At 40.7% G+C, this 22,090-nt stretch carries 18 protein-coding genes and 1 pseudogene; 14 read left to right on the top strand and 5 right to left on the bottom strand.

Annotation, left to right across the window (positions count from 1 at the left end):
- Positions 1–11 precede the first annotated feature (11 nt).
- From IGI89_RS02505 to IGI89_RS02480, 6 genes are all read left to right on the top strand, one after another.
- Positions 12–4,589, top strand: a complete 4,578-nt coding sequence (locus tag IGI89_RS02505; protein ID WP_438735292.1) for a hypothetical protein — start codon at positions 12–14, stop codon at positions 4,587–4,589.
- Between the two features lie 39 nt (positions 4,590–4,628).
- Positions 4,629–5,147 (top strand): hypothetical protein, encoded by a 519-nt coding sequence (locus tag IGI89_RS02500; protein WP_034871937.1) that lies wholly within the window; start codon positions 4,629–4,631, stop codon positions 5,145–5,147.
- 25 nt (positions 5,148–5,172) lie between these two features.
- Positions 5,173–5,736: a hypothetical protein gene (locus IGI89_RS02495; protein ID WP_430607988.1), complete on the top strand. Its 564-nt coding sequence runs from the start codon at positions 5,173–5,175 to the stop codon at positions 5,734–5,736.
- A 34-nt stretch (positions 5,737–5,770) separates the two neighbouring features.
- Positions 5,771–6,100: an LPXTG cell wall anchor domain-containing protein gene (locus tag IGI89_RS02490; RefSeq protein ID WP_301389759.1), complete on the top strand. Its 330-nt coding sequence runs from the start codon at positions 5,771–5,773 to the stop codon at positions 6,098–6,100.
- A 173-nt stretch (positions 6,101–6,273) separates the two neighbouring features.
- On the top strand, positions 6,274–6,669 hold the full coding sequence (locus IGI89_RS02485; RefSeq protein WP_301389758.1) for a hypothetical protein: 396 nt from the start codon (positions 6,274–6,276) through the stop codon (positions 6,667–6,669).
- Positions 6,670–6,793: 124 nt separating this feature from the next.
- Positions 6,794–7,141, top strand: a complete 348-nt coding sequence (locus tag IGI89_RS02480) for a DUF7006 family protein (protein WP_016611346.1) — start codon at positions 6,794–6,796, stop codon at positions 7,139–7,141.
- A 373-nt stretch (positions 7,142–7,514) separates the two neighbouring features.
- On the opposite strand, the gene IGI89_RS02475 is transcribed toward IGI89_RS02480, so the two are convergent.
- Positions 7,515–8,258: an EAL domain-containing protein gene (locus tag IGI89_RS02475; protein ID WP_005232094.1), complete on the bottom strand. Its 744-nt coding sequence runs from the start codon at positions 8,256–8,258 to the stop codon at positions 7,515–7,517.
- A 136-nt stretch (positions 8,259–8,394) separates the two neighbouring features.
- On the opposite strand from IGI89_RS02475, the gene IGI89_RS02470 reads away from it, so the two are divergent.
- The 3 genes from IGI89_RS02470 (at position 8,395) to IGI89_RS02460 (ending at position 10,897) form a co-directional block, all read left to right on the top strand.
- Positions 8,395–9,519, top strand: a complete 1,125-nt coding sequence (locus tag IGI89_RS02470; RefSeq protein ID WP_223273077.1) for a GGDEF domain-containing protein — start codon at positions 8,395–8,397, stop codon at positions 9,517–9,519.
- A gap of 459 nt (positions 9,520–9,978) precedes the next feature.
- Positions 9,979–10,296 carry a hypothetical protein gene (locus tag IGI89_RS02465; RefSeq protein ID WP_196043732.1) on the top strand — a complete coding sequence of 106 codons (318 nt, stop codon included), beginning with the start codon at positions 9,979–9,981 and terminating at the stop codon, positions 10,294–10,296.
- 58 nt (positions 10,297–10,354) lie between these two features.
- Complete coding sequence (locus IGI89_RS02460; RefSeq protein WP_016611343.1) at positions 10,355–10,897, top strand: DUF3267 domain-containing protein; 543 nt, start codon at positions 10,355–10,357, stop codon at positions 10,895–10,897.
- A gap of 194 nt (positions 10,898–11,091) precedes the next feature.
- Here IGI89_RS02460 and IGI89_RS02455 read toward each other — a convergent pair whose 3' ends face one another.
- Both IGI89_RS02455 and IGI89_RS02450 read right to left on the bottom strand, forming a co-directional pair.
- On the bottom strand, positions 11,092–11,511 hold the full coding sequence (locus IGI89_RS02455; protein WP_005232083.1) for a DUF2000 domain-containing protein: 420 nt from the start codon (positions 11,509–11,511) through the stop codon (positions 11,092–11,094).
- Complete coding sequence (locus IGI89_RS02450) at positions 11,504–12,337, bottom strand: helix-turn-helix domain-containing protein (RefSeq protein ID WP_074934353.1); 834 nt, start codon at positions 12,335–12,337, stop codon at positions 11,504–11,506. Before IGI89_RS02450 ends, IGI89_RS02455 begins: the two co-directional genes overlap by 8 nt.
- Before the next feature lie 367 nt (positions 12,338–12,704).
- Between IGI89_RS02450 and IGI89_RS02445 the strand changes: the two genes are divergently transcribed.
- On the top strand, positions 12,705–12,809 hold the full coding sequence (locus IGI89_RS02445; RefSeq protein WP_017144486.1) for a putative holin-like toxin: 105 nt from the start codon (positions 12,705–12,707) through the stop codon (positions 12,807–12,809).
- A gap of 895 nt (positions 12,810–13,704) precedes the next feature.
- On the opposite strand, the gene IGI89_RS02440 is transcribed toward IGI89_RS02445, so the two are convergent.
- Positions 13,705–14,556 (bottom strand): AraC family transcriptional regulator, encoded by an 852-nt coding sequence (locus tag IGI89_RS02440; protein WP_194187922.1) that lies wholly within the window; start codon positions 14,554–14,556, stop codon positions 13,705–13,707.
- Between the two features lie 67 nt (positions 14,557–14,623).
- Between IGI89_RS02440 and yicI the strand changes: the two genes are divergently transcribed.
- Both yicI and treP read left to right on the top strand, forming a co-directional pair.
- Positions 14,624–16,909: an alpha-xylosidase gene (gene yicI / locus IGI89_RS02435; RefSeq protein ID WP_438735287.1), complete on the top strand. Its 2,286-nt coding sequence runs from the start codon at positions 14,624–14,626 to the stop codon at positions 16,907–16,909.
- Positions 16,910–16,941: 32 nt separating this feature from the next.
- Positions 16,942–18,354, top strand: a pseudogene (gene treP, locus IGI89_RS02430) (PTS system trehalose-specific EIIBC component); the annotation flags it as partial.
- Positions 18,355–18,674: 320 nt separating this feature from the next.
- Here treP and IGI89_RS02425 read toward each other — a convergent pair.
- Complete coding sequence (locus IGI89_RS02425) at positions 18,675–20,066, bottom strand: PLP-dependent aminotransferase family protein (RefSeq protein WP_194187925.1); 1,392 nt, start codon at positions 20,064–20,066, stop codon at positions 18,675–18,677.
- 90 nt (positions 20,067–20,156) lie between these two features.
- On the opposite strand from IGI89_RS02425, the gene IGI89_RS02420 reads away from it, so the two are divergent.
- Positions 20,157–21,125, top strand: a complete 969-nt coding sequence (locus IGI89_RS02420) for an ornithine cyclodeaminase family protein (protein ID WP_438735284.1) — start codon at positions 20,157–20,159, stop codon at positions 21,123–21,125.
- Entirely contained in the window at positions 21,122–21,907 is a 786-nt protein-coding gene (locus IGI89_RS02415; protein ID WP_438735282.1) for a PhzF family phenazine biosynthesis protein, read from the top strand. Before IGI89_RS02420 ends, IGI89_RS02415 begins: the two co-directional genes overlap by 4 nt.
- Positions 21,908–22,090: the final 183 nt, after the last annotated feature.

Below are 22,090 nucleotides of genomic sequence, written 5' to 3'. Positions count from 1 at the left end.
GAAAGGAGGATATGATGAAACTACTTACATTGTTTTCTGCAGTATTCCTACTAAGCAGCACGGCGGTCAACACGACGCTGGCGTTCCAGCAAGTTGCTTATGCAGAAACAGAGTCACTTTCTGAAGAGACGCAACACTCCTCAACTGAGGAAACCACTAATTCTGCTGATCTATCGGAAGACCAAGAAACAACCGAAGAAAGCAGTGAAGAACAATCTTCTTCGGAAGCCACGGATGATTCCACGACAGCTAGCCAAGAAGAAGCAGAGGAAAATGAAGCACTGCCCGAAGCAGAAACGCCAGATAGCTCAGAAGATGAAGCGGAAACAGAAGCTGAGAATGAGCAAGTCGAAAGGTTTGATGCTGAAGCTTCAGCGGTCGCATTGACTGTAGCAAGTGAGGCGCAATTGCGGGCAATTTTACTTGGGGAATCCTTCACCGATGAAGATGGCACGGAGTATCATTACGAAGAAATCGCCAATGATCAATCCTTGGTGCTTACTTTTGCCAACAACTTGGCATTAACTGAGCCAATCAGTGGTATCCAACGGGCAGACGTTACTTTTCGTAGTCAAGATACACCTGTGATCGTTTCGCAGACGGTGGCAGAGAACCTGATGCAGTTTGCGACACCTGTTCAACTGACTTGGCAAGGGGTGCAACAACAAGGCATTCAGTCGGCGCAAGGGCTGGCTCAAACAACTGGGGCTTCAACGATTACCTTTGAAGATACCCAACTGGAGCTGACCACTACCGCAGGACGCGTGGTGAATAACAACCAAGCACATCTTCATTTCAAAGGAACCAATGTGGTGACGACAGCGACGTCTTCCATTCCAACGTTATTCACGGCTGAAGGACTCTTGGTCGAAGGCCAATTGACGATCAATCATCGCTCATCAAATGCCACACCAATCTTTGAAATGAATCAAGTAGCAGTCGCTAGCCAAGCTGAAATTTCTGTCACCCGAAGTACCAACAGCAATACTGGCACTGTCTTTCACATGACAGGTACCGCAGCAAGCCTTGATTTTGGTCAAGGAAGTATGACCACGATTCGCCAATCTGGCGCAATGGTTTCCCTACCAAATGCCAATCAAGATAGTCGGTTGACGCTAGCAACCGGGGCAACACTAGATGTTGGCACGGGACAGGGGCTTTCTGGTAATTCCACCAGCACGCTAGGCGAAGTAAGGTTACAAGCAGGGAGTCAGTTAAAACTATCTGAGTACGGGACGGTCAGCGGGACGCCCGCCATCAATGTCGGACACCGCTTCATCGTTGAAAATAGTACCGCGGACCAACCTACCATTATTGAAGGAACGCGGACGGGCACAACGACCGGAGCTTTTATCCAGCTCCAAAGTGCAAATTCCTCCATCGATTTTGGGGAGAATACACAAACGCGAATATCGCAGCATGGACCGATGTTTACGGGTGTGGCTAGTACCACGATAGTGATTCAAGACCACGTGAAAATGAACAATCAGCATAGCAACGGGTTTAATGGCAACGTAGCAGTCAACAGTATTGCGATTGGTGATCAGGTGGATATAACCATAAGTGAACCTAGTAATGCCACTGTTGGTCAAGCGTATCGAACCTTTTTCGCAACGTCTTCGGTTCAAATCGGAAGTCATACAACAATTGACGTGCCGAGAACGCGAACGACCTCTTCAGCAAGTACATCGAATGTCGTCATCGGCTTAGCATCAAGCAACGGGAAAATCACCATTGGTGACTATTCTGAAATAGCCGTGAACCAGCGAGGGGCGTTTGTCAACGCAAGTTTGTCCCATGTCACTTTAGGGAAATACTCAAAACTAACGGGCGTATTAGGGAATGGCTTTACCGCTGGAACGATGGTCGATCAATTTGAGCTGCTTGAAGGGGCTGAAATCAATGTTGCTGAGCATTCAACGAGCACAGCAGCCAATTCTTTTTCCGTGCAACGACGTTTCTTCCTAGGAGAAAAAGCAGCGATCAATTATTCTCGCACATCATCAGCAGCCAATCCTTTCATTGCACTGGGTTCAACGTCGACGGCTTCACAATTTTTGTCAGAAGCAAATGCAACCATCACCCTCAATCAAGTAGGACCATTGGTGACTGGTCGCAGCACAACAGATATCTATATTGGTGAAGCAAATACGATCAGCCTACAAACCGCACAAGGCTTTACCGGTGGTACCTCATCTGCTGCTTCTTCAACCATTCGCCGGTTGCATGTGGGCGATCACTCCGAAATCACCGTTTCTGGACGAAGCAATGCAAATGTTGATTTTTTCCGGTTTAGAGAAGAAATCAAACTAGGTCGTGAAGCGGAAGTAACGGTCAATCATACAACGCGACAAGCTGCACGAGCCGTTTTTCGTTTAACCTTGGCGAATTCGAAATTTACGATGGAAGAAGGAAGTAAAGTCGAACTTGATACTGGTGGACGATTTCTACAGGGAGTCGGAACAACAGATCTGTTATTCGGCGAAAATTCCTATACGAGAATAAACGCTGCTAGAGGAATGACAGGAGACACCACTGTTCGTTCAGTTACGCTTGCGCAACATGCTGAAGTGCATTTGACAGAGCCAACAACGACGGCGATTCAAAATTCAGCAACAAGTCAAAATTATTCCAGAATCCGAGTATCACAAAGAGTGGAGTTGCAAGACAATGCTACCATGACGTCAAGAAGAGATCGAACGACTTCAGATTCCCGATTTATTTGGTTGACTGCTAGTAATTCATTTGTTCGGATTGGTAAAGGGGCTACCCTCGACGTGGATCAATCTGGAGGAATCTTTAGAGTAACGACTTCCTCTAATTTCATTCTCAATGATGAGGCAACATTTAAAGGTGTTGCGAGAGGTTTAAATACTCAGGCGGGAGGCAATGCCTCAAGCAATCATTCGAATTCATTTGCGAATATCACAGTAGGGGCCAGAGCTAATTTTTCCATGACCGATAATCGGACAGGTATGGGAACATCGGCGGAATTTATCAATCGCCCGTTAGTCAATGTGCGGAATTCATTTTCGGCAGGAGAAGATTCTACGGTTGTATTGGAAACCATAAGAAATAAATCTGAAGTTCTTTATTTCAGACTTGCCAATGCACGATTGAATATAAACAATGTGAATTTGTTTGAAATTAGTCATCCTACGACAAGAACTGGTCAAGCCAATGCACAATTGCAGCGTTTGATCCGATCTGCACAAAATACGGTTGCGAACGGTTTGAGAATCAATGTTGCGAGTCAAAAATTAGCAGTTTGGGAAAATGCTTCTTTAGATGAACCAACAGAAGAATTTATCAATATTTCCGGAACGATGCGAATCAATCGAAATGGGGGGAATACATTCCCTTATGGCGGCACAGGAAATGGCGAAGCGCGTTCCAGATTACTGAGTGGCGAGCAATTAGAGGGTTCTTTGGAAAGTCTGGAAAAACAAACGGACATTTACCAAGTGATTGCTAAGAATAACTTCAATAAGATTCGTTTTTCAGAACCAGAAGGCCTCATTGCCCGAATCGATGCATTGAGTGATCAGTCGACTGAAATCACTGGTTCCATGTACGAGGATACCGATATCACCTTGATCTCCTATACAAATACCGATGGAGAAATCGTCGAATTGGACAAAAACTCTGAACGAATCGAATGGGGCGACTATCGGGATGAAAATCAGCTGTATCGCTATTTCCGCATTCCCTTAAGAGAAAATGAGCGATTGGAAACAGAGACAGAAGTGTCGATTTTCTTATCGAAACCTTCGATTGAGACCTATGTCGATGTGACCGCTCGTCAAACCGTGATTAAAGGTGTGAATTTTGAAGCATACAATATCACCTTAGATCGCTATAAAATTAATGAATTAAGCACGCAAGAAGAATTAGATGCTTTGATCCTTCAAGAAAGTCGCGCGCAAGCCGCAAATGTATTGACGGAAGCGGATATGACGGATGACTTTCGCATCGTAGAAACGGATCTTACACGAGAAGTGGACGAAGACGGCAGCTACTTTGCTGTTCTTGAGGTGGGGAATAAAGCCTACCAGCTGACAGTCGGTATCGATGTGACATCGAAACTGGAGCATATGCGGGTGACGATCCCAACCAAAATGGTCTTCGAATCCTTGTACAACACAGCGGAATCGAATCGTAATTTTGAAAGCCAAACGTATGAGATCCGCAATCAATCGCCACTTGCTGTGGATACCTATATCAATCAATTGGCGATCGATGATCATGCCGGAATCGTCTTGTTAGAAGAGGGAGAAGATCCCCTCGATTACGCTGAAAGTGAAAGCGAAGAGGAAGACCCAACCCTTACTTATGACGATATCTCAACCCCGCTGTTGCGACTGAACCTAAAAACGGAAGAAACCCAGATTCAACTCTATGAAGCGATGGAAGAACAACACTTGGTTCGCTTAGAAGAAAGAAGCCGCGTGCCGATTTCCTTAACGGGGGATTTCTATGGGGACTATCCCCAGTGGGTCGTTGATTCAGAAGCCGATCAAGGCGGGTATTATGAAGACTTGCTTGTACCGAATTATCGCATCGTCTTACGCTTTGTTCCACGAGACTAAGAAAAAAAGATCGTACCAAACGTGAAGGAGGTGAATCCATTGGAGCAAACGAATCAAACCGAAAATAAAAAACGACGGAAATGGCTCTGGTGGTTGTTGCTATTGGCAGTACTTGCCGGTGGACTCGGGTACTATTTCTATCAATCAAAAGAAGCAGTTCCGTTGATCAGTGCAGACCTTTTGCCTGAATCTGGCGATGCCACCGATCAGCGATTATCTGAACGGGCGCAGGAAATTGCAGATGCGAATTATTTCACCCTGCAAATCAATCCAGAAGCCATTTTTGAAGATGGTCAAAGCACGGGATCCATCGAAATCGTTAATCCAGGCACCAATGTGTACCCAATCGCCGTGGATATCTCTTTACTGTCGAGCGGGGAAGTCATCTATTCTTCCGGTGCGATCTATCCAAATCAATTTGTTGAAAATGTCGCCTTAGCGACACCATTGGCAAAAGGCGAGTATCCTGCCAAAGCCACCATCAATATTTACGACCCTGAAAGCAAAGAAAAACAAGGGGTCACTGAAGCTGAATTAACGATTATCGTTAAGAATTAAAAAAAGGAAAAGTGAGGAAATAAAAATGAAAAAATTTGTAGCAGCTATTCTAAGTACAGCAACGATCGCAGGAGTAATCGCAAGCGGCACCACCGCTTTTGCGACACAAACTATTGACGGACGTGAAGGCGATACGTCAGGAGATGTCCAAGTAAACGGGATCATCGGTGAATTCGAGAATACAACACCTGGACCAAATCCCGATGATTTGAACCAATGGATCAATGTAACGATTCCAACGACTGCTTTGTTCTATACGACAGAAGCGTCAAGTCATACAGAGATCGTTTCGCCTACGTACACGGTGACAAATAACTCAGCAGTTGGTGTGATCGCTTCTGTTGCAGGTGTTGATACACCATTGAATATGTCTGAAGTAGACTTGTTAAACGTAAACGGGATTGAGTTGTTTGAAAACGGCACACCAACTGTAACAGAAACAGAATTGTTTACCCTTGAAGGCAACCAAGGAACGAATGAAGGGACGTTTGCGTTCACTGGTGAAGCAACTCCTGTCAATGCATCAGAAGAATCAAACCCAAGTTTCAAATTGGTCTTGAGTTTTGCGCCGGATGTAGAGGAAGACTAAAAACTGAAATCCCAGTAAAGAAGGGATCTATCGTATGAAAAAACGAAAAAGAATCATTTTTTTCATCGCTGCATTACTGGCTCTGACTGTCTGGGAGCTATCAGAAACCGTTGTCGCAGAGGCGACAACAGGGCAGGTCACTGTGACTGGTCGAATTGGTGAAACAGCGAAGGAAGAGGAAGAAGCAGACGATGACAATAAGAAAACGATCGTCGCAGATGCTTCTCAAATCGGACAAGGGAAATTACCGCAAACAGGTTCTTCAAACACCACTCGTTTGATCATCCTTGGGTATGCACTCTTAGTACTGTTTGTCATTGCAACGACAAGAAAAAAGAAGCACGGTGAAAGCGTCGCTCCTTAACTATCGTCATCGCTAGAAGCGTAAAGGAGAAACTGTGAGGAAAACTTACAGTTTCTCTTTTTTAATGAAAGAGTAGAGCGGATAAAAAATGAATCAAAAAGGTAAGCAGTCCTTAGTGATACCACAAACGCTGTATAAGTGAGGTCAGTGATAGTTTTGAAAGGATACAGAAGATGAAGATCAGGAAAGAAGCGTTTGAAAGAACCATCATAAATAGTGAATATATTGGCTACTATTATCATCTGCTGACTGCAGATTCTAGCCCCTATCCCCAAGGGGAACAAATAGATAAGATGCGTTACTTATTAGAAAATAATCACATAGAAGAAATAAAAGCGAATGCTCGCTATTTGTTCATTTTTCGTACGTATAAAGTACCTAGTGTCCTACAAAAAGAGTATCAGTTGTTGGAAGAATGCGTCTCGTACATCTCAAATTTGAACACCCATTTGTTGATGCCTCAAGAAGCAATTGAGCAAAGTCTTTCAATCAAGGCAGAAGATGAGGCGAAGGATCAAAAAGAGCATTACAGGCAGCTGGTCAGAGGGTTGCTGGATATTCTTCATTGACTACTGGACCTTGGTGTTTTTCAGTAGCTAGAAAAAGTAGTGAATAGATAACGAGAAAGAATAGGCTGAGACTTAGGAAGAAAATAAGGGGGCTTGTTCCCCTCAAAGAAAGGAGCAAAGAAGCTTGACTGTATTTACTTCAAAGATAGAATATCTTGATGGATTTCAAAAGAAATTTACGGATTCCAATCGTGAAAATGGTGCCTTAGCCTCTTATGTAGAAAAGCAATTAACGTTACTTGATCAATTGGTAGCAGGGATTTCTCCAGAAACATTTTGGGCGATCACCCCAGATATTCTGGGAATCGATGCCAAACTGGTTTTAGTCACAGAAATGATGCGATTTGACGATTTTTCCGATGACGAGATCATCCGAATCGTCGAAAAAGATTATCGCTTTTATCTGAAAGAATTGTGCGGTTACAATCTAGGAATGGAAACGAAGCATTCTCTGGTTTTCAACGTGAGATAAATCAAGGAGGGGAATAGTCGGAATCACTTCTAGCAAAACGATTTGGTAAGAAGTGATGAGTATTTTTAATGTTTCTGCAATTAGTAAAGGTGAGCGATTGAAATAGAAGGTTTGTATCGAAAAAAAGGGTGAATAGACAAAAAGCATTCAGGAATTGGTTTCTTGAATGCTTTTTGTCTATTCATCTATCTGAAAAAGGTCTTTGCTTTGGTTTCTACTCCCTCTCATGTAAAATCACCGTTAAAACGATGCCGAATCAGTAAAAATTCTGCAAATAAAATTATTTGTGTTATATTTGAAGGGCATCTGTTCATTTTTTTAATATTCGTTTATTTTTAATCGCGTATAGTGAGAAAAATAAACGACGCGATGGCTATTTTTTTCGCTTTAATTGATTAGCTGGGGAAGGTTTGTCCAAATAAAACCCTTGTTGAAGAAAAATCTCTTCTTCAAGCAAGTACTCATGGATATCCGAGGTTTCGACCCCTTCGACAATAAATTGGATTTTACGATTGCTGGCGATATTTCGCCAGAAGTCGATCAAAAAGAAAATCTCCTTTTGGGACAGCACTCGCAACGAGATAGGCGAAAATTTGATCACATCGATTTTATCCAGCATCGGTGCAATATTTGTCAGTGAATGAATGCCTGTCCCTACATCATCCAATGCGACAGAAAAGCGCATCTTTTTTATTTGGTTGATTTTGTTCATAAGAAAAGACTTGGGATCACAGGCGATAGAAGGTTCCGTATCGTCTTCGGTGATCTCAATCAAAATACGATCATGGTAGGGTGCTAAGTCAGCTAACATCAGAAAGGTTTCTGGGTAGCTGAGTTGTTGCGGGTGGATATTAAGACTGATTTTTGTTTCTTCATTCGGGTGAAGTAAGCTGAAAATTTCATTTCGGTACCATTGCAGTAAGCGAGTGTGTAGCTTTTTGTATTTGATCACTTGCTGGAAGAAGGAAAGGGGAAACCTATTTCTTTCGGTACTTCTCAATAATAATTCGTAGCCAATCACTTTCTGACTATCTGCTTTCATTTGAAAGATAGGCTGGGCATCAAAATATAATTGAGGAAATATCGATAAGAGTTCTTGTTCTATTTTCTCAGACATTGGTTTCTGCTCCTTTCTGGGGTAGTTTTATTTTTGGTTTCATGAAGTGCAGGAAAGGAAGATCGAGTTCTTTACCTGCATTGTTAAAGAATCGAGCCTTTCAAAATCATGGGCGAAGGATTTTAAAGAAAAATCTATGAAAGAAAGAAGGAATAGTGTGTTTGTCCATCTGATTTATGCTGCGATCTATTCTGTTTTAGTTGTAAGCTTGCTCATTTCGTATGATCTGTTTATCAAGAACTTCAAAGAATTGAATTTACGCTTGTCATTTAAAATTCTTATCGGTGTCGTTCTGTTCATTTCGCAAGTCTACTTTATTATATCATTTTCTTTGAACAGTATCGGTTATGTTGCGTATGAATATACGATTCCAATCTTTATTTATTATTTTGGTATCCTCAAAGAAAAAATATATCTGATTGGGCTGGTCCCCGTCATCTTGCTAACTTTTTTTGCATTGATCAATAAATTCGAATGGGGAGCCATGCTCTTTATTATCGGATTAAATTACATCATTTTAATCATTACTTGCTTATTAAAGAAAAGATTTTACGGACAGACAAATCATACTGTCTTTTATCTATTTTCGATTGTGGTTACGGTTGTCTCGCCGATGGTCAATGCATTGCTTTTTCATCGCCGTGAAGTTGGTCTTTGGGATGCTGTCACTTTAGGGATTGGATCAGTGGCAATCGTTTCTTTATGGAAGTATTATCTGCAGAATCAAAAAAACTTTCTCGAAAAAATCAATACGAAGATCATTGAGCGCAATTATGATGAGTTGACGAAGGTAAAAAATTTCCGTAGTTTGAACGAAGATATTTCAAAATTGGTGATAAACGAGAAGGATCAGCTGGTCGTGGTGATGATGGATTTAGATCATTTTAAGCAGATCAATGATCACCATGGACATCAAATCGGCAATCAAGCCTTAACCTTCTTTTCGGATAAACTGACGACATTTCTCTATCAAAAAAGTCCTTCCCATTTAATCGAAGTCTATCGGTATGGTGGCGAAGAATTTTTAGTCCTATTTAAAGAGAATACTTCCGTGTCAGTGAAAAAAATTATTGAAGAATTTCATTTGTTCTTAAGCAATGAACAGTTGAAACTAGAGGGAACACAACTGACCCTTTACTTTTCAGCAGGGATTTCAGAAGCAGGTCCTACGTTAGACATTTCAGAAATCTTTTATCAAGCGGATCAAGCATTGTACGAAGCCAAAAGGAAGGGCAGAAACCGCACGATTATATTTTCTTGAGACGTTTTCTTTTCTAAAGAAGGTTCAGCAGTCTTTTCTCAAGTGGATAGGTGTTGTAGGAAGCCAAAAGGAGAGACAAGGCCGTATGATTTTTTTAGACGAATGCTTTTCAGAAGAAGTTTTAATAAAGAGACAATGTTCGCAGGCTTCTTTGTCCAGCGTCGTAGCTTTTTCAAAAGGAAGAGGGGAAGCAATCTGGTAAGTATAACGGTTTACTAAACGGTTTCCGATTATCTTGAGAGGTTAAGCGAGGATAGAAAGGCAAGGAGAGTGCTTTTTAAGAAATGGGAAGAAACCACTCCTTTTTTTGCACCAAGCATTGGGTAGCCGCACTTGGCAGCATCGACTTGTTTTTCTGGCGTGTTTACAGTCTTTAAAAGCAATGGTATATTTATTTGATAAGTAAATAAAATTATTTTGTGCCTGTGTGTAACGAAGATTGACTAAGGAGACTTCCCTATGAAACCAATTCGGCGAATACTGTACCAAAGTGTTTTGTACGTAGCTATTCCTTTGATCGTGAGTCTACTGATTGGCTACTTAGCCAAATGCTCACTCCTGATTCCTGCATCCATTATTTATGGCGTTCTTTTGGTGTTTATGATCCCTTCCGACAGCTTTTTATCAAGCAGTGTGGACTACCAAACGAAAAGCATGAATCCAAGTTTTCGTCCTCCGCCATTAAAGAGAAGGATCGAAGGTGCGCCAGAAACGATCAATTTCCTCTTCGTTTTAACGGCACTGGTTTTGTGTTTGCTGCTCTTGTTGGTTGGGTAAAGGGAATTCATAGAAATTAAGTACTAAGAAGAATGTCGAAAAGAAAAGGAGAACAGCGATGAAATTACTCAAACAAATTAATTTAATGGATGATAAAAAAACAATAAAGAGATTGAATCTCGCGGCGATCCCTAGTTTTATTTTTTTCTATGTGTTCTTTACACTCTTTGTCTTAGGTGGTCATGGGTCAAATGCTGAAACTTCGTTTATTTTCGATCTTTTGCTCTTAATGGTTGCGTATTTTATTCTCATCATTATTCATGAATTGATCCATGGTGCCTTCTTCAAGCTTTTTGACCCTAAAGGGAAGGTAAAGTTTGGGTTCAAAAATGGGGTAGCGTATGCCACGAGTCCCCATTCCTTTTATTCAAAAGGGAAATTTGCCATCATTTTATTGGCGCCATTCCTTGGCATTTCTGTGGGTCTCTTTCTATTTTATTTATTTGGCTGGTTGACGGCATCTCTTTTCACCTTGATTGCTGCCGCACATGCCGCTTCTTGTGTGGGAGACTTTTACTTTCTTTTTCTGATTGTTAAAGCACCAGCGAACAGTTGTGTAGAAGATACTGAAGTGGGGTTGAATATTTATCAAGGAGAGTAAGTCATTTTTTCAATTGATCTTGGCAAAATCAAAGAGCAAGAAAATGTATGCTAGAAAATCTCTTACAAAAAAACAAACACCTCAAAAGTGTTTGTTTTTTTGTAAGACTGTTTATAAAAAACGTATATAGCAAGAAGACTGTTCGGCCGACAAAAAGAAAACTTGTTTTAAACGACCGTTTTCTTACTAGCGCTTTACCGATACAACGGTAAGCTGCCAGCGACTTTATTGATACTCTTTTTCTTGCCTTTTAAACAAAGACCAAAATAAGCCAGTGTTTCTGTGGGAATTGTCTCAAGCGTCTGACGGTATTGCTCGTAAGAATTGGTGGTCTGAGCAACATCGGAAAAATCAATGATGGTTACTTCTGGATCTGCTTGCTGACTGATCGATTCACGAATGGTCTGCAACTGCTCCTTGTTCGTTTTTAAGATAGGAATGGGAAAGTTGACAATGCCAAGGTGTTTTCTGCCTGTCGAATCGTAAATATCTTCTCCGATTCCTTCGGGAAACAATTTGCCCAAGGTTGCGCCTAAAATTGCAGCAGTATTTGCAACTAAGCCAATCGGTAATTGTTCATCGATAATCATGACACATTTTTCTTGGTTATTCATACGTTCTCACTCCATCTTCTTGGTAAATTGTTTGGTAAGCTTTCGGGGTGACCCCAATCAAGCTTTTAAAGATACGGGTAAAATGACTTTGGTCACTAAAACCTGTCAGAAAAGCGACTTCTGCAATTGCTTCTTGTGATTCTAGTCTTTTCTTGGCAGCACTGATGCGCACCGTACTTAAATATTGAAACGGCGACAGCCCATACGCTTTGGTAAATTGTCGAATCAAGACGTACTGATTCATTCCAAGAACGTCACTTAATTCACTCAAGGACAATTTTTCGGCATAATGTTGATCGATATAGGCTTTTGCCGCTGCGGCTTTATTTGAAACCGGATCTGTTTGTTCGTGGGTGAAATCCGCATACTGAACAAGCAGGTCGTGAAGGAGACAAGTAAAGCGTTCTTGTTTTTCAAACTCATCGCCGCGATCCGACAGCAACAGCTGGTGCACTGCATGAAATTCCTCTTTTTCTTTCACTTGGCGAATGACCGGTTCAGGAAAGTGGGGCGTCAATTGAGTGTTAAAAATTTTTTGTACTTGTACCGCCATGTTCTCCGGGGTTAAGTGGATATTGCGGTAAACCAGCTTTTCCTCTGTGAGTTGCTGGCAGCGGTGGGCAGCCTTTGGCGGAATCAAAATCAAGTCGCCTGCTTCAACGATATAGCAGGTATTTTGACAGGTGAATTGACGCGTCCCAGCTTCCATCAAGCCAATCACATAATATTCGTGCCAATGGTTGGGAAACTCCTGCTGGATGCCGTTAAATAATAAAGCCTCTACACCAAGGGTGCTATCTTGAATGATTTTTCGTTCATTTCTCATCTGCATTCTCCTTTTTGTTACTATAACAAAAGTGGTTTTTGGTGAATAGAATGATATTGACTTTTGACTATTTTTCTTGATGGAGGCCCTTGATTGGGACTGAGAAAAGAGACTGGAGAATGTCGGGAAAGAGCGGATCAGCCTTGAAGAAAGAACAGCAGGTTATTTTGACGATTCTATGGAATGAATCAAAGCAAATAGACCATGCACCGTGAAAAAAATAACGATAAATCCTTGGCATTTGAAAGTTTTATTGATGGAAGTATGGTACCATTTGACTGCAGTAAAGTTTGTGACGGTGGCTATCTTTGAAAGGTGGTGGTGCTTATGAATGTAAGTACTAACTCTTCAGAAAGGAGAAGCCTTTTTGTCCACAGCGGAAGCAATCGGGCTAATGATCAGTTTTGGTACATTTACCGCCATGCTGATCTTTGGTATCCTAGCCGCAGTGAAAAATGACAAAAAAAAATAACCGTCGACTTTAACAGGGAAACGGTTATCTTTTAAGTTAAAAAACCTGTCGCCGTCTTAAATGGCGCTGCAGAGGGGTTGTGGCAACAACTCCTCTTTACATAGTTAGTATAGCAAGAAGAGAGTGATTTTTCAACTTTAACAAGGATATTTTCAAACAAAATCGATAAGCGACATAGGCAAAACCTTATTCTCAATTGGAATAAGGTGTTCGATGTAGTCATTTTTGAAAAGTGTTCGAACATCTAAAAACGAATGCAATGTTTAAAGAAAAGGGAAGCATTATTATCGAAACTAGCGGCTAATAAGTTCCAGATAAATTCTGGTACATTTATTGCCGTGCTGCTCTTTCGTATCCTAGCCACAGTGAAAAATAACAAAAAAATAACCGTCGACTTTAGCAAGGAAACGGTTATTTTTTTACTAATAAAACCCTGTCGCCTTCTTAAAAGGTGCGAAAGAGGAGTTGTTGACGCAACTCCTTTTTATATGGAGCGTGTAACAAAATTGCAGGATCTGTTCAACGGGGGGCTGGCATAGCGGATCATCATAAGAGAATAACACTTCTAGATAGATTGTTAAACAAGATGCAAAATTCTCTCATTTAAGCATTTTAAATAAAGTATGTGAAGCTCGTTATTCAGACTATTCTTGGTAAGGGAGGTGCAAGTTTTTTATGACCACGATTCTGCTCTTAGTAAAGTTATCCGTTATCGTGAGATTATCAGAAAAGTAGAAGTGAAATCATGCATGTGTTTGAAAACGTATGCATTTTCTGGTTTGTGTAGAAAAAAATGGTCAGAATTGAATATTTACTGAGTTTTTACCGAGTAGAAGCCATGATACTATTGATTTACAGAAGCGAAGATCTTCTAAAAAAATGGTTCGAACTTAATTTATCTTCTGTATTCTTTTGGCGTTAGACCAGACATCTTTTTGAACTGACGGCTAAAGTGAGTGGCATTTTCATAACCGACAAGATAGGCGACATGCTGAATGGTCAAATCAGGTTGACGTAACAAGTATTTTGAATGATTAAAGCGCAATTCATTGAGAAATTGGCTTGGCGTTTTATCATATACTTTTTTGAAAACGTTTGTTGCATAGCTGTTGCTAATATTTAGCTGTTGAGCAATCATTTTAATTGATAAAATATTTGGCTCGAATTCAAATGGATTCAATGTGTATTGTGTAAAATTTGCCTCGATCAAATCAGCGATTTTTTTTGCTAAGACTAGGGCAGTTTTATCTTGAATGACTGTATCATCTTCAGGTGGTGTAAACGTCAAAAGTTTTTGGACTAACTGAAACAATAAAATTTCAATGGATAATTTATCCTCCGTAGAAAATGTTTCAAATTGGCTATAGGCTAAAAATTCTTGCATGATTGCTGAGATTGCTCCATGTTGGTTTGCATGAGCATCAATAAAAGTAGGGACATGTTGAATTAAACGCTGCTGCAAGTTTAGGTCATTGATATCGAAATGTATGACAAAAACGGTCATTCCTTCTTTAGAAACACAACGATTGGAATGCCGATAACTTGGAGGAATAAAAATAAGTTCGTTGGCATGGACGAAGTATTTTTTTCCATCTACTGTACTTTCTTGACAGCCATCAAGAACAAAAAGAAGTTCAAATGCTGTATGAGATTCGTCTGGAATAGACCAACCAAAATCAAATGTTGTTTTTCGGGCACCAAAAATGAGAATAGTATTGGTGATCCTTGGCAATCGATTTATTGTCAACACTCCTTATGGGAAACAATTATTGCTTCATTATATAGAGATTTTTTTGAAAAAGCGAGGGTATATTGTGAAATTTTTTGAAGGAAACTGGGGAATCAAAGAAAAAATGAAAGCGGATTTTCCTGTTGAAGTTTTTGACTGGACGTTTGATCATGACCAGCTTATGATTTATTGTCCGTTTCGCCACATCGTTGATAAAGGAAAAACGTTGAATACGGGAATGATGACAATTGAGTTTTGTGCTTATCAAGACGAAATTATCGGAATCAGAATGTTTCACCATCAATCGGGAATTGAACAAAGAAAGAAATTTCCGTTAGTTCAAAAGCATGCGACTCTGGATTTCGAGGAAACAGATTCCATGTTGATTTTGAGAAACCAACGGACAAAGATTGAAATCATTAAAGAAGATCTTACAATAAAATATTATTATGATGGAAATTTGAAAACTGAAAGCCGCAGTAAGAGTAAACTTTACGTGGAGGAGACGACGAGTCAAAAATCATATGTAGCAGAACAGTTGAGTATCGGGATCGACGAGAAAATTTATGGCTTTGGTGAGCAGTTTACAGAATTCGTTAAAAACGGACAATCGATAAAAATATGGAATGAAGATGGCGGTACAGGAACCGAACAGGCCTATAAAAACATTCCTTTCTATGTGACAAGTAAGCAATATGGCGTATTTGTGAATCACCCAGAAAATGTTGAATTTGAAGTCGGCAGTGAAAAAGCCGCAAATGTTCAATTTTCAGTAGAAGGAGAAGTACTAGAGTATTACTTTGTTCCTGGGACACAAATTAAAGATGTACTGAGAAAATATACACAATTAGTTGGAGGAGGCGTCTTGCCGCCGGCATGGACGTTTGGCTTGTGGCTAAGTACTTCTTTTCTGACTAAGTATGATGAAACGACGGTTTTAACATTTATTGATAAAATGATTGAACAAGATCTGCCATTCGATGTCTTTCATTTTGATTGTATGTGGATGAAACCTTTTGAATGGTGTAATTTTACTTGGGATAAACAAATGTTTCCAGATCCAGCTGGATTGATTCAAAAGATTAAGCAGCGCAACCTAAAAGTTTGTTTATGGATTAATCCTTACATTGCACAAAAATCACCTTTATTTGTCGAAGGGGATCAAAAGGGATTCTTATTAAAAAATTTGCAAGGGAATACTTGGCAGTGTGACAAGTGGCAAGCAGGACAAGGGATTGTTGATTTTACCAATCCTGCAGCAAAAGAGTGGTATCAAAGTTATTTGCGGAAACTTATTCAGATGGGGATTGACTCATTTAAAACAGATTTCGGAGAGCGGATACCGACAGATGTTCGATATTTTGATGGTTCATCACCAAAGGCAATGCACAATTATTATACGTATTTGTACAATGAAGCAGTTTTTGAAGTGCTGCAAGAAGAATTGGGAGAAAGCGAAGCTGTGGTTTTTGCTCGCTCGGCAACAAGTGGTTGTCAAAAGTTTCCAGTACATTGGGGCGGGGATTGTACTCCAGATTATTATTCAATGCACGATAGCTTACGAGCAGGGCTTTCTTTTGGACTGAGCGGTTTTCAATTTTGGAGTCATGACATCGGCGGGTTTGAATCTGGATGTGATCCAGATATTTATAAGCGATGGACACAATTTGGTCTATTGTCTTCCCATTCGAGATACCATGGCAGTAAAGAATACAAGGTACCTTGGTTATATGGGGAAGAAGCAGTGGCGGTTACACGGCGTTTTTCAAAATTGAAGATAGAGCTGATGCCTTATATATGGAAAGAAGCATGTCTATGTGTGCAACAAGGACTCCCCTTTCTTAGGCCAATGATTTTGGAATTTGAAAAAGACCCAGGTGTAAAAAACATTGATACACAATACATGTTTGGAGAACGCATTTTGATTGCCCCGATTTTCAATAAAGAAGGAAACGTGTGGATCTATCTTCCGGAAGGACGTTGGTTCAATTATTTGGATAATGAGGTTGTTGAAGGTAATCGGTGGATTCATCGTGTCTATGACTATTTTCATTTACCAATGTTCATTCGCCAAGATTCCCTTTTGATCACAGGAGAAGGAAGGCAAGCTGTCTATGATTACTCAAAAAATTTGACGATTCATGTGTATGAGCTCTCAGAAAATAGGAGTCTTGAAGAGACGGTATATAGCCTTTCTGGGGAAAAGATTGGTGGTGTCACAGTTTCTTACTCTGGAACTGAAATGATTGTCCAAACCAAAGGCCTAAAAAATTGCAGTATTGTTTATCACGGTACAAAAGCCGGTCAGTATTTTGAACGTACCTATAAGATGGCGGATCAGTCAGAATTGACTGTGAATCCCTATCAATAAAAATTAAATGAGTAGAGATAGGAGTTTTCATTTTGGGAAAATATCATGAAGAAGCGAAGAAGCTTTTAAGTTATATTGGCGGGAAAGAAAATATAGCAGCAGTGTCTCATTGTGCTACGCGTATGCGATTTGTATTAAGTGATCCTGCAAAAGCACAAGAAGAGAAAATCGCTGAGTTACCTAGTGTGAAAGGGATGTTTACCAACGCCGGTCAATTTCAAGTAATTATTGGAAACGAAGTGCCAACTTTTTACAATGATTTTGTAGCAATTTCAGGAGTAGAAGGGGTATCGAAAGAGCAAGGTAAAGCGATCGCCAACCAACAGCAGAATATGATTCAGCGAATTGTAGGTATTCTAGCAGAAATCTTTTCCCCTTTATTGCCAGCAATCATTGTCGGAGGATTGATTCTAGGGTTTCGAAATGTTTTAGGTGATGTTGACTTTGGTGGTGGCACGATTGTTTCTAATTCAGTTTTTTGGAGTGGAGTAAATGACTTTCTGTGGTTACCGGCAGAAGCCATTTTCCATTTCTTACCGGTTGGCATTACGTGGAGCATCACCCGTAAAATGGGAACAACCCAAATTTTGGGGATTATTTTAGGAATCACCCTTGTTTCTCCGCAATTGCTAAATGCTTATGCAGTTTCTGGGACAGCTGCTTCGGATATCCCAGTATGGGATTTTGGTTTTGTCCAAATCGATATGATCGGTTACCAAGCACAAGTGATTCCGGCGATGCTCGCAGGATTTATGCTCGTCTATTTAGAAAAGTTTTTCCGTAAACGGATTCCAGAAGCAGTATCGATGATCTTTGTGCCATTGTTTTCTTTATTACCAACGATTTTAGCAGCGCATGTTATCTTGGGACCTGTCGGCTGGGTCATTGGTGGTTGGATCTCGTTAGTGGTCAATTACGGGTTGAGTTCTAGTTTTAATTGGCTCTTCAGCTTTCTTTTTGGCGGCTTATATGCACCACTGGTTATCACAGGATTACACCATGCAGCAATCGCTATTGACTATCAATTAATTGCAGATTTTGGCACAACCAGTTGGTGGCCGATGGTACTGATGTCAAATATTGCTCAAGGTTCCGCTGTTTTAGCAATCTATATATTACACAGGGGAGATAAAAAGGAAGAACAAATCTCCATTCCAGCTACGATTTCTGCCTATCTGGGTGTAACAGAACCTGCAATGTTTGGGATCAATTTGAAATATTTGTATCCTTTTGTAGCAGCGATGATTGGTTCAGCTTGTGCATCAATGTTTATTACGGTCACTAATACTCAAGCATTGAGCGTTGGTGTCGGTGGTTTACCTGGATTTTTATCTTTTCCATTTGATAAGTGGGCTTTCGTATTTATCGGTATGGGAATCAGTATCGGCGTGACCATTGCAGGAACCTTTATACTAAGAAAAGTTCCTGCCTTGAATAAAATGGACCGCTAAGAACGAGTCATATTGTAAGGAATGAATTGGGGAAGTAAGAAAATGAAAAGCAGGTTCGGGTATCACTTTCTAGTGATGCCCGAATCTTTAGTTGCATCAAAGTAAAAAACATATCGAATCTACCATTTACATACATAACTCCAATCTAGTTGATGAAATACTGATCTTTGACATCATCAACGCAGAAAAAAAGACGAAAAAACTGTCACCGTTTTAACCGGAGCTGCAGAGGAGTCGTGGCAACAACTCCTCTTTACATGAGTATTATAAAAAATAAATAGGAGCTGTACAATGGATTGCTGATTTTTAGACAGCTACTGGTAGGTCTTTAAGGAGCCCTTTACAATACGCAATCCTTTTTCTAACACCTCTAAGTGATTCGATGACAGGGACAATCGAATAAACGGGTCACTTTGCTTTTGGGTCGTGAAACGATTGGAATGATAGATGCGCACGCCTTTTGCCAAGTAGTCTTGTTCAATGTCGAATTGAGCAACATCTGAGCGGATCGGTAAATGACGGTAATAGGGATAGACTGCTGGTTTTGATTGGCAGTCAAAGATCGCGTCAAAAAGTGCATTCGCTTGTTTCGTAAGAGCAAATTTTTGTTGAAGGATGGTTTGCGCCACTTCACTGTTCAAAACCTCGGTAACGATCTCTGCCTCCAAGGGAGAGGTTTTTACATTGATCGTGAAAATGGCTTGTTCGATTTTTCCTCGGACCGCTTCTGGAAAAACAAGATAAGCGACCCGCAGCCCCGAACAGATAAATTTAGTCATTCCAGCAAGATAAATGACTTGTTGAGGGAGCAGTGCTTGAAAGGGAGCAATCACTTTATTTTGTTGATACGTCGTTAAAAAAGAATGAATATCATCTTCGATCACCCACAAGGATTCTTCTTCGATAATTGTTGCGAGCGCTTTTCGTCTGGATTCGGTGATTTGAAAACCAATCGGATTGTTGCAAGAAGGCATCACGAAGAGTCCGTGTATTTTTTTCTTGCGGCATTCTTGTGCAAGTACTTCCGGACGCATTCCTTCCTGATCGTAATCAATAGGAACAATTTCTAAATGGAAGAGGTGTGCCAATTCAATAAAATTTGAGTACGTGTAACGATCAACTGCGATCCGATCTCCGGGAGAAAATAAGGCTGCCAAGGCAATCGCTAAGCCGTTTTGTACACCAGAAACAATCGCAGTCGTGTCTTTGTCTGTGATGACTCCTTGCGTCTTTAACCAGTTGCTGGCGGTCGTCAATTGATAATCGGATCCTTGAGGTTCTCGATAATTCATGATCCCAACAATATTTGAATGATTGACGACTTTTTGAATCGTGGGCAGTATCAAGGAATTGCATTCTTCAAAGGAACTGACGAGTCCCAGATCAATGATGTGCGTAGCCACATTGCTGGTAGAAATAGAGATCGAGTCGAATGCATTGGCAGAAACATAAGTACCGCTGCCAATCTGGCTATAGAGAATTCCTTTTTCGACACCATATCTATAGGCCTGACCAATCGTAGTGAAATTAAGATCTAAGAAATCCGCTAACTCTCTTTGGGAGGGTAAGCGGGTATTTTTGGCGAGCTTGCCAGAGAGGATATCTTCTTCTAAGCGCTTGATCAAGGAACGATAATAGGGACGGGTAAGCTGCGTTTTATCTGGACGCCAACTAAGGGCATAATCTTCATAAGAATTAATAGGCATAAAAACACCTCCTAAATTGTATTCCATACAATTATATCATTGATTGTATGAATTGCTGAGGGTAGGATAATGAAAAAAGGAGGAATTTTTATGGAGATTATAACAGAGCAAGAAATTTTACGTGAACTGACATTTCCTGAAGCCATTACAGCTATGACAAATTGCTTTCGTGATTTTGAGCAGCAAGCTGTTTCTCAATGGCAAAGAGCGGTATTGCCGTTGCCAGATCAAAAGCAAGGAAATCTCTTTGCTTTAATGCCCGCTTACTTAGGTCCGAACCGGGTGTATGGCGCAAAAATCATGTCCTTTTTCCCAGAGAACGGAACGTTACAGCTGCCGACTCATTTAGGACAAATTCTTTTGCTTGATAGCCAAAATGGGGCGCCACTTACGTTAATGGATGCAAATAGTATTACTTGGATTCGCACGGCAGCGGTATCAGCTGTAGCAACGAATTATTTAGCAAAGAAAGAAGCGACCAAATTGTCACTAATTGGTGCAGGACATCAAGCCTCCTCCCATCTACAAGCGATACTGACTATTCGTCCGATCCACACTGTATTTGTTTATGATCTAGATAAAAGAAAACTAGTGAACTTTGTTGAAGCAGTCCAAAAAACTTATCCGCAGCTGCAGGTTATTGCCTGTAACCATCTGATGGAAGCAACACGTGAGACCGATATCATTTGTACCTTAACACCTAGCAAGCAGGCGTTTTTGGATAAAGATATGGTTTCACCTGGCACTCATATCAATGCGATCGGAACCTTTACCCCAGAAACACGTGAACTCACCAGTGATTTAGTGGCTGCGGCCAGTGTATATGTGGATGACTATCAAGCAGCGCTGCAAGAAAGTGGCGATCTTCTGATTCCAATTGCAGAACAATCCTTTCATCCTTCTGCTATCAAAGGTTCGTTAGGAGAATTGGTTACTCAGAAATGTCACGGACGAGAAACAGAACAAGAATACACGATTTTTGATGCGGTGGGACTCGCAGTAGAAGATCTCTATTGCGCAGAGTACGTATACAATAAACGAAAGGGTGTAGAAAAATGAACTTAGAGTATTATGTAGTAGATGCTTTTGCTACAAAGGTTTTTGAAGGAAATCCAGCGGCCGTTTTTATTTTGCCAGAATGGCTGCCAGAAGATCTGATGCAGAAAATCGCGATCGAAAACAATTTATCGGAAACGGCCTTCGCCGTAAAAGAAACAGATTCTTATAGCCTTCGCTGGTTTACGCCGGATCGTGAAATTGATCTTTGCGGACATGCAACGTTGGCAACTGCCTTTGTGCTGTTTCATTATTATGAACCTAAACGAACTTCTCTCGTTTTTCAGACAAAATACAGCGGACAGCTGCGGGTGACGAAGGAAGGGGAGCTTTTATCACTGGATTTTCCAACGATTCTCCCAGAAAAAACGCCGACATTGCCTATATATGAAGAAGCGATCGGTGCCAAAATCAACGAGGCTTACTTGGCAAGAGATCTTTTCTTTGTATTGGATAATGAAACCCAGATTCAACAGTTAACACCTAATTTTTCTTTAATAAAAACCTTTGAGCAAGGGGTTGGCGTGATCGTGACAGCTCCTGGGGAAACGGTCGATTTTGTTTCTCGAACCTTCTTTCCAAAATTGACGATTGACGAAGATCCTGTTTGCGGATCGGCCCATTCGAATTTGATCCCTTATTGGAGCAGCCGATTGAATAAGATCAAAATGACGGCTCAGCAACTCTCAGCACGAGGAGGATTTCTTGAGTGTACCTTAGCAGATGAGCGGGTAATCATTGGCGGAAAAGGCGTGCTTTATGCGAAGGGAACCTGTTTCTTATAAGCAATCTAGATTTCATTTTCCTAACGATTGGTCCACTTTTTCCATCTGTTTCTATTACTTATCACTTTTGAAAGGCGAATCATCAAGCTGATTCGCCTTTTTTGCGTTAAAAAACAAATAATGGTCATCGCACATCCTCTTTTTATGTTAAAAATGTTATGGTAATCCTTGAAATCTCCTCTT

It is taken from the genome of Enterococcus sp. AZ141 (assembly GCF_051714385.1).
GTDB lineage: Bacteria > Bacillota > Bacilli > Lactobacillales > Enterococcaceae > Enterococcus_D > Enterococcus_D entomosocium.
This window is presented reverse-complemented; position numbering and strand designations above follow the sequence as displayed.